This window comes from Bacillota bacterium (genome assembly GCA_012837285.1).
Taxonomy (GTDB): domain Bacteria; phylum Bacillota; class DTU030; order DUMP01; family DUMP01; genus DUNI01.
Genome location: DURJ01000077.1, coordinates 1 through 10,934, shown reverse-complemented (window position 1 = coordinate 10,934; position 10,934 = coordinate 1). Strand labels below are relative to the sequence as shown.

Annotated in this window: 13 protein-coding genes; 2 read left to right on the top strand and 11 right to left on the bottom strand. The window is 49.5% G+C overall.

Features of this window, described 5'->3' with window-relative positions:
- Together GX016_04635 and GX016_04630 are read left to right on the top strand one after the other, a co-directional pair.
- A partial coding sequence (locus tag GX016_04635) for an ROK family protein (GenBank protein ID HHT70848.1) occupies window positions 1-966 on the top strand: 966 nt, incomplete at its 5' end.
- A gap of 124 nt (window positions 967-1,090) precedes the next feature.
- Window positions 1,091-2,101, top strand: coding sequence for an alpha-hydroxy-acid oxidizing protein (locus GX016_04630; GenBank protein HHT70847.1), 1,011 nt, complete (start codon window positions 1,091-1,093; stop codon window positions 2,099-2,101).
- A gap of 52 nt (window positions 2,102-2,153) precedes the next feature.
- Here GX016_04630 and GX016_04625 read toward each other — a convergent pair whose 3' ends face one another.
- The 11 genes from GX016_04625 to GX016_04575 form a co-directional block, all read right to left on the bottom strand.
- Entirely contained in the window at window positions 2,154-2,486 is a 333-nt protein-coding gene (locus tag GX016_04625; protein HHT70846.1) for a hypothetical protein, read from the bottom strand.
- A 166-nt stretch (window positions 2,487-2,652) separates the two neighbouring features.
- Window positions 2,653-3,033, bottom strand: a complete 381-nt coding sequence (locus GX016_04620) for a RidA family protein (protein ID HHT70845.1) — start codon at window positions 3,031-3,033, stop codon at window positions 2,653-2,655.
- A gap of 40 nt (window positions 3,034-3,073) precedes the next feature.
- Window positions 3,074-4,321: a serine hydroxymethyltransferase gene (locus tag GX016_04615; GenBank protein ID HHT70844.1), complete on the bottom strand. Its 1,248-nt coding sequence runs from the start codon at window positions 4,319-4,321 to the stop codon at window positions 3,074-3,076.
- A gap of 207 nt (window positions 4,322-4,528) precedes the next feature.
- A complete protein-coding gene (locus GX016_04610) occupies window positions 4,529-5,617 on the bottom strand; it encodes a cysteine synthase family protein (protein HHT70843.1) in 1,089 nt (362 codons plus the stop codon).
- A 41-nt stretch (window positions 5,618-5,658) separates the two neighbouring features.
- The gene (locus tag GX016_04605; protein ID HHT70842.1) at window positions 5,659-5,799 is read right to left on the bottom strand and encodes a hypothetical protein; all 141 of its coding nucleotides are present in this window, start codon (window positions 5,797-5,799) and stop codon (window positions 5,659-5,661) included.
- A gap of 462 nt (window positions 5,800-6,261) precedes the next feature.
- Complete coding sequence (locus GX016_04600; protein HHT70841.1) at window positions 6,262-6,969, bottom strand: ABC transporter ATP-binding protein; 708 nt, start codon at window positions 6,967-6,969, stop codon at window positions 6,262-6,264.
- Window positions 6,962-7,753: an ABC transporter ATP-binding protein gene (locus tag GX016_04595; GenBank protein HHT70840.1), complete on the bottom strand. Its 792-nt coding sequence runs from the start codon at window positions 7,751-7,753 to the stop codon at window positions 6,962-6,964. The genes GX016_04600 and GX016_04595 overlap by 8 nt, the downstream gene beginning before the upstream one ends.
- 13 nt (window positions 7,754-7,766) lie before the next feature.
- On the bottom strand, window positions 7,767-8,735 hold the full coding sequence (locus GX016_04590) for a branched-chain amino acid ABC transporter permease (protein HHT70839.1): 969 nt from the start codon (window positions 8,733-8,735) through the stop codon (window positions 7,767-7,769).
- A complete protein-coding gene (locus GX016_04585; GenBank protein ID HHT70838.1) occupies window positions 8,732-9,613 on the bottom strand; it encodes a branched-chain amino acid ABC transporter permease in 882 nt (293 codons plus the stop codon). The genes GX016_04590 and GX016_04585 overlap by 4 nt, the downstream gene beginning before the upstream one ends.
- 233 nt (window positions 9,614-9,846) lie before the next feature.
- Window positions 9,847-10,566, bottom strand: coding sequence for a maleate cis-trans isomerase (locus GX016_04580; GenBank protein ID HHT70837.1), 720 nt, complete (start codon window positions 10,564-10,566; stop codon window positions 9,847-9,849).
- Between the two features lie 149 nt (window positions 10,567-10,715).
- The coding region (locus GX016_04575; GenBank protein HHT70836.1) for a branched-chain amino acid ABC transporter substrate-binding protein at window positions 10,716-10,934 on the bottom strand (219 nt) is incomplete at its 5' end.

The following is a 10,934-nucleotide window of genomic DNA, read 5'->3' as shown; positions in this document are numbered from 1 at the left end:
CTGGGGGGAACCAAGATAGCTGCGGGGCTGGCTGCTGCCGGCGGCCAAATTTTGACCACCGCCCACCGGCCCACTCCTGTCAGCAGCGGTCCGGAAGGCATCCTGAAGGCTTTAGTCGATATGGTGGATGAGCTCTTGTCTGCCCATGGATTCGGGCGAGATCAACTGAGCGCCATCGGCATGGGTGTTCCCTGTTTGCTGGAGACAGCCAGTTCTATCTGTCGTTTTTCCCCTAACTTGTTCTGGCAGGATGTAGATATCGGTAGCTTCTGGCGTCGGCATTTTTCCTGTCCGTTGGCAGTGGACAATGATGTGCGTTTAGGAGCGTTGGCTGAACACACATGGGGTGCCGGCCAAGGTACACAAGATCTGCTGTTTGTGGCTATCGGCACTGGCATCGGTTCCGGTCTCATCTTAAACGGAGAAATCTACCGCGGCAGCAGAGGTCTGGCGGGAGAAATAGGCCACATTACTTTAGTTTCCAATGGGCCCAGGTGCAACTGCGGCAGGCGGGGCTGTCTGGAAGCTTATGCCGCCGGCCCGGCCATCGCTCGTCGCGCGCAAGCAGCCATGGCGGCAGACAAGAAAACCCTGCTGTGGCAGCTTTGTGACGGTAAAGATCAGGCTATAACGGTCGAACTTGTCTCCCAGGCAGCCGACCAAGGCGACCGGTTGGCCCGGCAAATTTGGGAAGACACTGGCCGCTTTTTGGGTATAGGATTGGCTTCGGTAGCCACCTTGCTTAACCCGGAGCGAATCATTGTCGGCGGCGGTGTGGCTCAGGCTGGGGACAAGCTGTTTCGCCCCCTGCGGCAGACCTTGGCCGAGCGAGTCCTCACTGTTCCCGGTATCGATTACCCGGTGCTGCCAGCTACTTTGGGACCCCAAACCGGCGTGCTGGGGGCAATAGCCGCTGCGCTTGATTTATCACGGGAACGGGAACGTGGACTGCCTGAACAGCCATAATTGCGGCAGCAAAATCGCCGGTATCCCGAACAGCTAAGACAATAAACGTCTGTCAAGAGGAAATAGAGGCCTTAATAACGAAAAAGTATCTTATAGCAGACTGTAAAAAGCAAGGAGGCAAAGCATGGACTTAAAGAAAGTTCGACAAATAGCTAAAGAAAAGCTGAAGCCATTTTGTCGTCTGTGTCCTGTTTGCGACGGCCGGGCTTGTGCCGGCGAAGTACCTGGGATGGGAGGGATCGGAACTGGGTCCTCGTTCATGAACAACGTGCAAGCTCTAAAGAAGTGGCATCTTAACTTGCGGACGCTCCATGATGTGTTCGAGCCCAGCACGGCGACCACTCTGTTTGGCCAAGAACTTAGCACTCCTATACTGGGCGCTCCCATGGCCGGTACCAAGCCGAACCTGAACGGATTGCTCTCCGACTATGAATTGACAGCGGCAATAATCCAAGGTTGTCGCCTGGCCGGCACCCTGGGTATGGCCGGGGATGTGGGTAAATATGCCTTACAAGCTTTAGAAGAAGAACAGGGGCAAGGAATGTTTATCTTCAAGCCGCGGGAACAAGAAAAAATAATCAAGTGGGGTAAATCGGGTGAAGAAGTGGGAGCCGTGGGCTTCGGTATTGACGTGGACGGGGCCGGTCTTATTAACATGCGGCTGTTGGGAATGTATGTGGAGCCTAAGACTATGGAAAAACTGCGCCAGCTGGTCCAGGCGATAAATTTACCCTTTATCGTCAAAGGAATTATGACCCCGGACGAGGCCGAAATGGCAGTAGAGGCAGGGGCCAAAGCCATAGTGGTCTCCAATCACGGGGGAAGGGTTCTGGATCATACACCGGGCACAGCCGAAGTGCTCCCCGGCATAGCCCAACGGGTCAAAGGAAAAGTAGCTCTGATGGTGGACGGCGGCATCCGCAGCGGTGCAGACGTCCTCAAGATGCTGGCTCTGGGAGCCGATTGTGTCTTAGTCGGCCGACCGCTTCTGCAAGCTGCCGTGGGCGCAGGAGCCGAAGGCGTGCGGCTGGCGCTAGAAAAGTTGACCGGCGAGTTACAAGTAGCCATGATTTTAACCGGAACCCCCTCGGTAAAAGACGTTTCACCCCGGGTTTTATGGGAGATGAATATGTAGCCTTCCTTACCGGTAGCGGCCTCAAGGCCACGGACAAATTGCAGGAACTGTCTTAGCTCCTCATGTGTTCTTCCAGTACTCTCTTGACGCTGTCAACAAAGGCCTCGGCAGCGCCCCAATCAATGTTCAATAAGAGTGCGCGCGAGCTGCCAGTGGCAATTACCCTAACTTCTGTTTGCCCCTTTAAGTTGTCAGCTACAACGACCAAGGCAACCCGATTGCCTGCTCGCCAAAAATACTGTTCAAACACCAATATGCCCATAGAGCGACCGTTCCCTAAATCGTGCCTTTCATCATGGACCAGCTTTGGTTCAATCATTCTTTCCTTGAGAAAATCCAGTGCTTCCAGCGGTAACAACTCAATAGCGAAACTGTCCTTAGCCATGAGTCTCACCCACCCTAGTAATTCATTAGAGCTTTATTTAGTAGGTATTCTCGCCACCGTGATTTTATCCTGCTCAATCAAAATAACAACAACCCCTGCAACTCCGGAAATTGCAGGGGTTACTTGTATATGATCAGTAGTCCATTAGAAGCTTCTTTCTAGCCTACTAAGGTAGAACAGCTATGACCTCGATTTCAATGTCTGCGTTTTTGGGCAGGCACGCCACTGCTACGCACGAGCGAGCCGGAGCCGGGTTGGTAAAAAACTCACCATAAGCTTCATTGACGGCCGCGAAATCATCCATGTTTTTAAGAAATATCGTTGTCTTGACCACATTGGCTAACGAACCCCCGGCAGCATTAAGAATGGCTTGGATGTTGTTCAATATTTGCCGAGTCTGAACCTGAATATCATCTTCAATTAGCTGGTTGGTAGCCGAATCGATGGGCAGTTGTCCAGAGAGAAACACCATTTTCCCGGCCTGAATGCCCAAAGAATAAGGACCGATTGCCGCAGGAACTTTATCCGTTATTATCGCTTGTTTCATTTTTAGCACCTCCAAATTTAGAGCAAAACCCACCCGGTGTTTATATTAGTTTCTGTGGATACAGCGGGTAGGCAGCGCAAAGATCCTTTACCCGCGCCTTTAGCTTAGCTTTTATACCAGCCTCATCAAAGCGAGTCAGAGCTTGAGCAATTATATCCGCGATCTCGTCCATGTCAGCAGTGGACAAGCCCCGCGTAGTCATGGCCGGAGTCCCGAGCCTTAGTCCGCTGGTCACAAAGGGGCTTTCCGGATCGTAAGGAATAGTATTCTTGTTAACTGTAATATTGATCTCATCCAGCATGGCCTCGGCATCCTTACCGGTTATCTTCTGCGGTCTGAGATCCACCAGCAGCAGATGATTATCTGTGCCGCCGGACACTAAAGTAAATCCGCGGTTTATGAGTCCCTGGGCCAAGGCTTTTGCATTATCCACTACCTTTTGTTGGTAGTCCTTGAATTCCGGAGCCAGGGCTTCTTGGAAGGCTACCGCCTTGGCGGCGATCACGTGCATAAGGGGCCCACCCTGGATCCCGGGAAATACAGCCCTATCTATGCTTTTGGCTTGGTCCTTAGGACACAAGATCAGCCCGCCCCTTGGTCCACGTAGAGTTTTGTGCGTGGTACTGGTGACAAAGTCGGCCACTGGCACCGGATTCGGATGGAGCCCCGCCGCCACCAGACCGGCTATATGGGCCATATCCACCATTAGATATGCGCCCACTTCTTGGGCAATGGAAGCGAAAGCTTCGAAATCGATGATGCGCGGATAAGCGCTGGCCCCGGCTACAATCATACGCGGACATTCACGCTTGGCAATGGATCTGACCTCATCATAGTCGATGCGGCCTGTGTGCTCGTTTACCCCGTAGTCAACAATCCGAAACCATTTACCGGACATGTTAATGGGGTGTCCATGGGTGAGATGCCCGCCATGAGATAGGCGCATGCCTAAAATCGTGTCTCCGGGCTCTAAAGTTGCAAAATAAACGGCTGTATTGGCCTGGGCTCCAGAGTGGGGCTGAACATTGGCGTGCTCGGCATTAAAGAGCTTACAAACCCTTTGCCGGGCCAGCTCTTCAGCGATATCCACAAATTTACAGCCGCCGTAGTACCGCCGTCCAGGATAACCTTCCGCATATTTATTGGTTAAAACCGATCCTTGAGCTTCCAGAACAGCCTCACTCACAAAGTTTTCGGAGGCAATGAGTTCCAAATGGCTTTGCTGCCGCAACAGCTCCTGTTTAATACTATCGGCTATCTTAGGGTCTACCGCCCGCAAAGACCCCATCTTGCATTTCCCCTTTCATAGTTGTAGGTGTCGCCCCGCTGATTTACCATTATTTGCTGGGGCGGATTGCGGCCGGGTTTGGCCCAGGCACCCCGCTCGCTGGTCCTGCCCGCTGGCGTCCACGCCTGCGATGCTGCCCGATAGGCCTTTCCCGTCGGTTCGTCGTCAAGCGTAAGAACTTTGTATCATACAGTTGCTTGACCGAACTTACACCACATATTTGTCGTGGGGATATTCCGACAGATAACGATCCCGGCGATCAACAATAACACTGACTACGTTGCTGCCTGGTTCAAGTCTTTGAGCGATCTTCAGTGCAATTGCAACATTTGCACCTGATGACATGCCGCAGTAAATACCCTCTTCTTGGCAAAGACGGTTGGCCATATTCCTTGCTTCCTCATCAGAAACGAGGAAAAACTTGTCGGGGTATCCGGCCTCGAACATTAAATTTACTATGGGCTTCTCTGTAACCCATTTCTTCAGTCCCATCGTCTCGCAGATCTTGGACTGTACATCGGAGATTTCGAATTCTCCCCTATCGTTCTCGACCCCTTGCAGTTCAAAATAGTGCTCACTACCCTCCGGCACGACCCCGAACGTTAGGGGAACCCGTAATCCCTTTTCCTCCAGGCCCAAGCAGATGCCGTAAAAGCTTCCTCCTGCCGATACTGAACAACCTATAGCGTCGATCTTGCCGTCAAGTTGGTCGTATATTTCACGCCCCATATTCATCTGCCCGATGTAGTTGTGTTCATTGTATATTTGGTCAACCCAGATACATTTGGGGTCGTTTTGTTCGGCTAGGTAACAATCCATCTTCGCTGCCAAAACATGCGGAAGGTCACGGTTCATGTTCGGGTGCTGGGCGAAAATTTCCTCTAACTGCTCTTGACTTAAATAAGTTGTTGGTTCACTTGAAATGCTGACCTCAGGCCCGAATGCTTGGATAATCTTCATCCTGGCGGTAGTCTCGCCGCCGTCAAACTGATATCTGTAAAGTACAAGCCTGGCTTTATACCCTTTAGCGGCACATACCATCGCTACCGCCGGGGCCGTGTTTCCTGCCGAAGCCTCAACTACAGTACCATCAGATGGAAGTTTCTTGCCGTTCCAGGTAAGGCCTTTCTCAGCTGCTTCCACCATTGATAGCGCCATTCGATCTTTGTAGCTCCCGCTGGGATTAAGATGTTCTAGCTTAACAAATACATTGGCGGGAACATCTTTGCCAATCTTATTCAGCTTAAGAAGCGGCGTTTTCCCGATTGCTTCGGTAATGCTGTTAATATAGTTCATGTTACTCCCCTTTCTTTGCAAGGTCTTTCCGATGGTTGGCATCATCTGCCATACGGAAAGACCACATAAAGACCACATTGTGCCAACTTTGTTGCCGGTTTGGGATGCCAATCCACGTCGAAACCAGTGCCGGAACTAATGCTGCCGGTTTTGGATCCGCACTGAGTTGGCAGTCGAGTCAAATAATCACCTCCCTCGTTGCCACCCCTTTATCTTCGCCAACCCGGCAGCGGTACTGTGATACGGTTTCGGATTGTAAGCATCTTTGGCCCCCCATACGGCATTTTTAACATTACCCCCTAAATATGGGATTGTTCTTTATTGCCGGTGTTCGTATCTCAATGCTGCTCTCGCCCCAACTCACCTGCTGGTTTGGCGGCGGCTGCCACTGCTTTAAGCACCAATCCGCGGAAGCCACCTTCCTCCAGTGCAGTTCACCCGGCAGATGGTGGTGCCGGCCGGTGAAGTCACCCTGTCCTTAAACTGGCCTGGGTAGTCGCCGGTTTGAAGTACCATTTTAGCAGGTAGCCAAAATCCCGCGAAGTAGGGCTTCTGCCATCGCTCCACCGCCAATAAAACCTAACATTAATCCTTCCCCCTCAGTCCCCTTTTAAAAGCACATGGAGTCTGTTTAGAAACAAACGTTAAAACCCAAGATATGCTCGCTTTACCAGGTCATTTTCCCTCAAGAACTCCGACTCCCCGTTCAGGACAACCTCTCCCGTTTCGATTACATAGCCGCGTTGGGACAAGGCCAAGGCTAAGCGAGCGTTTTGCTCAACCAACAGCATTGGTGTACCTTCTTCATCTCTTATCGTTTCTATTGCTTCGGCAACCTGTTCAACCAATAACGGAGACAAACCCAGGGAAGGTTCGTCCAGTAACAGCATGCGTGGGCTTCCCATTAGCGCCCTGCCTATGGCCAACATCTGTTGTTCACCACCGCTAAGCGTACCGCCAAGCTGGTCCCGTCTTTCATGTAACACGGGGAAAAGCCTCTCAGCCTTCTCGACCAGGCGTGCGATTTTTGCCTTGTCGCTATGGAGATATGCGCCTACCAAAAGGTTTTCTCTTACAGTTAGGTTGGCGAATATTTGTCGCCCCTCCATAACGTGGCCAATACCACATTTTGTTATTAAATGAGGAGCCATTCCGTCAATGCGAGTTCCGTCAAACGTTATTGTTCCCGCCTTCGGTTGCAAGAGGCCGGAAATTGTACGTAACAAGGTTGTTTTCCCGGCGCCGTTGCTGCCGATAACTGCTACAACTTCCCCTTCATTTACCGATATACTAAGTTCCCTTAAAACCTGTACATTGCCGTAGTACACGTCAAGAGCATTAATGTCAAGCATTCCCAACGCCCCTCCTAAATTCACTACCCAAATACGCTTCCACAACGCGTTCATTAGCTTGAATCGCCTTAGGGGCACCTTCTGCAATTTTCACCCCGTGATCCAGCACAGTAATTTCATCACAAATTGCCATGATCAGCCTCATGTCGTGTTCAATGATTAATATGGTAATCTCTAATTCCGCGTTAAGGCGCTTGATTAGGCGGGACAGCTCTCCTTTTTCCCGCGTATTCATTCCCGCCGAGGGTTCGTCCAAAAGTAGTATCTTGGGCGAGGTCGCAAGAGCCCGTGCAATCTCCAGACGCCGTTGAATGCCGTAGGAGAGTTTAAGAGGATTTTGAGTCTCTATGGATTCAAGACCTACCAACGATAATACTTCCTTTGCCTTTTCCACTATTTCTGTCTTTTCTTGTTTGTAACGTTGGGAATTGAAAAGAACATCCCAGGTCCCAGAACTTGTGCCGCAATGGAAACCAAGCAGGACGTTTTCAATGACATTTAAGTTGGAAAACAACCTAATATTTTGGAACGTTCTGCTTATCCCAAGAGCACACAATTTGTGGGGTGCCAGCCTGGTCATATCACGACCCTGGAACACTATACTTCCTTTATCAGGCCGATATAAGCCTGTAATGACATTAAACATTGAGGTTTTGCCCGCACCGTTAGGCCCAATCAGACCGTGAATTTTATCCTTTGCTAATGAAAAGGAAACTTCTTTTAGTGCCGCTATGCCTCCGAAACTTAGGCTTATGTCGTTAACACTTAGTAGGGCATCAGCCATGGAAAGATACCTCCTAATCTTCTCGCCTTAAACCTATACCTTTGATGCGCGCCACAAAGGTTCTTAACGGTTGGAGAAATACTCCCTCACGAACCATTATGGCGACCACCATAACCAGGCCAATAATGATATACCGATAGTAGGAAGCAAATCTAAAAAGTTCCGGTGCTAGCATTAGGACAGTTGCCCCAAGGATCGGCCCAAGAAAGGTGCCTCCTCCTCCCAGAACTACCATACAGATCAAAGTGATGGAATCATCATGTGTAAACGTATCCGGACTGACAAAGCTAACGTAGTGAGCATAAACAGCCCCACATAACCCGGCTAAGAATGTGGATAAAACGAAACTGTATATTTTGTAGTAACGGGTATTTACTCCAAGGGCTTCTGATGCCATCTCGTCATCCCGGATGCTCATTAAAGCACGTCCAATGCGTGAATTGGTCAGTTTGTAGATAGCGCCTAAAATAACAATAGCAAGCAGAAGACTAAAATAATAAAATGCGTTCCGATCAAAACTGTATCCGCCAATAGCAGCCGTCGGTATCCCAGGTAATCCCATGGGGCCGCCGGTAAATCTATCCCAATTAATCTCAATTAGCCTTATGATTTGTCCAAAACCAATAGTGACAATTGCTAGGTAATGCCCCTTCAGCCGCAAAGAAGGCAGGCCAATGACCAGCCCGAACAAAGATGAAACAACCCCAGCTAGAATTAGATTAAACAAGAAAGGTGTACCTAGTTTTAAAGCAGCCAGAGCAGCTGCATAGGCTCCAACCCCAAAAAAGGTAGCGTGCGCAAAGTTAGGCTGCCCTGTGAATCCAACAATTATATTGAGGCTTGATGCGAGGGCAATGTACATAAAGAGAAATACACCTACGTGAATGATGTACTGGTCTTTTATAACAAGCGGCATCAGCCCAATTACGACCACAATCGCCAAAATCGCGGGCCACATCTTTTCTATTTTCATGGTGCTCATGCTCTGTCTACCCCCCTGGCGCTCCCTAGTAATCCACTTGGCTTAATCAAGAGCACAATAATGAGAATGCCGAAAGCTATGGCATCGCGATAACCTGACGAAATATACGCACTGCCTAGTTCCTCCACCAGCCCCAGCAATAGGCCCCCCAGCATCGCCCCCGGTATATTGCCTATTCCTCCGAACACGGCGGACACAAATGCTTTTATTCCAATGGTGGCACCCATGGTTGGGTAAATAGTAGCATAATAAATTCCCATCATTATGCCGGCTGCTGCTGCCAAGGCGGAGCCAATAGCAAACGTCTGGGAAACGACCTTGTCTGTATCAATCCCCATTACATGCGCTGTATCCATGCTAAAAGAGGTGGCACGCATGGCAAGGCCTAACTTGGTTTTATTGACCAGCAGCTGCAGTGCTACCATGAGCATGGTGGACATTATGAGTATCGTTAGTTGAAGCGAGTTCGTCATAACGACACCAAACTGGTAAACCTTAACCGGTATAACCGGCGGTACAGGTAATGTCGCTACCCCCCATATAACTTGGGCGCCATTGGCAAGCAACATTGAAATGCCCAGTGAACTAATAATCATCGACAGCCTAGGCGCGTTTCTTAAGGGCTTATAGGCACTCTTTTCAATGATAACGCCAACCAATGCCGACAGAATTATAGCCCCTAGGATGGCTACGATGGCCGGAAGATGACACTTATTCATTAGCACGGCAAAACAAAGGAAGGCACCTATCATGGCAACATCACCATGGGCAAAATTGATAAAATAAAGCACACCGTATACCATGCTGTAACCTAACGCAATAAGGGCATATAAACTGCCGAGAGTGATGCCATTGATTATATACTGTAAAACATACATTCATTAAAACCTCCTGATGATTTGGGAAGCAGGGGGCGGCTACCGCCCCTTACTTTACCCGGGTATACCAAGTTAAAACATCGGGCAGGTGGCATTTTCCCAAATCGGCCGCTACCGCTCCAATGCCCTGGGAGCACCGGACCGCAGTATTTCCCCAAGGGGATAGAGTTCCTTTCTTACTCAGAAAACTGCGTTACGGACTAACCGCCATGGTCGTGAGGCATATATTGTTTTTACAAATGATCCCGCAGAAGCGAGCCAAACCCTTCGATGGGAACCTTTAGCCCAATGGTTTGAAGCATTGCCCATATTGTCGCCTGATTGCTTGAAAGAACGGGTTTACCAACATCTGACTCGAGTACATCCAGTATCTCCGCGGATCTTAAATCGGTACAGCTAATAAAAATGCCGTCGGCTTCCTTATTATTCAACAATAGCGTACGGGCAAGTTTATACACTTCTTCCGGATGTACGTCTGCAATGTGTACGTCAATGACACCTAAGCCTTCCATTGCTAAAACTTCTATCCCTTGAGCTTCAAGAAATACTTTCGCCCTCTCATTTAGCCATTCTTCGTAAGGTGAAATAAGCACAACTTTCTTCAATCCCAAGGCGTGCTGTGCTCGCACTATGGCGGATGAAGTTGTAATGGCCGGTATCCCTGTTATCTCTTGGATTCTGTTTTCTATTTCCCGATTATAATCCGGTCCCTCAAGAAAGCTGGCTGCCGTACATGTAAAAGCAATGGCGTCAACTTCCGCGTCCGCAAGTTCTTCCGCAGCCTTGGGCGCTTCTTTGCCCATACGGATAAGTTCATCATAGGTATCATCACTTGTTCGTGCACGGGCAAAATGTCCAGAAATACCCGGGGGCAAAATCTTTGTCGTTTCTTGTTCCAGCACAACGTTTATTGAAGGTAGAATAAAGCCTAGTCGCGCTCTCCAACCTATCATTATTTCTGCCTCCTATGCTTTAATAAGTTTGGGGAACTGACCCGAATAAAGGGAAAGTAAGGGGCAGCTTTAAAGCAGGATTGCTGTTTCATTTAGATGTTATATTTTCTGATTCTACTGCTGCCCCAAACTTTACCCGGGTCTACCTTCTAATTTTGTCCAACTTCAAACGGTACGAAATCGCCGTTTTCTATTTTGAGAAGTTTTAATGGCACATGCACATCCCCATTTTCGTCAAAAGTAATTTCGCCAATGGCCCCGGGGAAATTCTCCACCTGGGATAGGTGATCACTAATGGCATCCCTGTCTTCACCGTTTTCTTTGATTGCTTCCGCCAATAACCTGAGGGCGTCATAACCACACGGGCT

Coding starts and splice junctions, on each gene's coding strand:
- GX016_04630 (HHT70847.1), top strand. CDS start 1,091: ATGGACTTAAAGAAAGTTCGACAAATAGCTAAAGAAAAGCTGAAGCCA.
- GX016_04595 (HHT70840.1), bottom strand. CDS start 7,753: ATGGCTGATGCCCTACTAAGTGTTAACGACATAAGCCTAAGTTTCGGA.
- GX016_04600 (HHT70841.1), bottom strand. CDS start 6,969: ATGCTTGACATTAATGCTCTTGACGTGTACTACGGCAATGTACAGGTT.
- GX016_04620 (HHT70845.1), bottom strand. CDS start 3,033: ATGAAACAAGCGATAATAACGGATAAAGTTCCTGCGGCAATCGGTCCT.
- GX016_04625 (HHT70846.1), bottom strand. CDS start 2,486: ATGGCTAAGGACAGTTTCGCTATTGAGTTGTTACCGCTGGAAGCACTG.
- GX016_04610 (HHT70843.1), bottom strand. CDS start 5,617: ATGAACTATATTAACAGCATTACCGAAGCAATCGGGAAAACGCCGCTT.
- GX016_04580 (HHT70837.1), bottom strand. CDS start 10,566: ATGATAGGTTGGAGAGCGCGACTAGGCTTTATTCTACCTTCAATAAAC.
- GX016_04585 (HHT70838.1), bottom strand. CDS start 9,613: ATGTATGTTTTACAGTATATAATCAATGGCATCACTCTCGGCAGTTTA.
- GX016_04590 (HHT70839.1), bottom strand. CDS start 8,735: ATGAGCACCATGAAAATAGAAAAGATGTGGCCCGCGATTTTGGCGATT.
- GX016_04615 (HHT70844.1), bottom strand. CDS start 4,321: ATGGGGTCTTTGCGGGCGGTAGACCCTAAGATAGCCGATAGTATTAAA.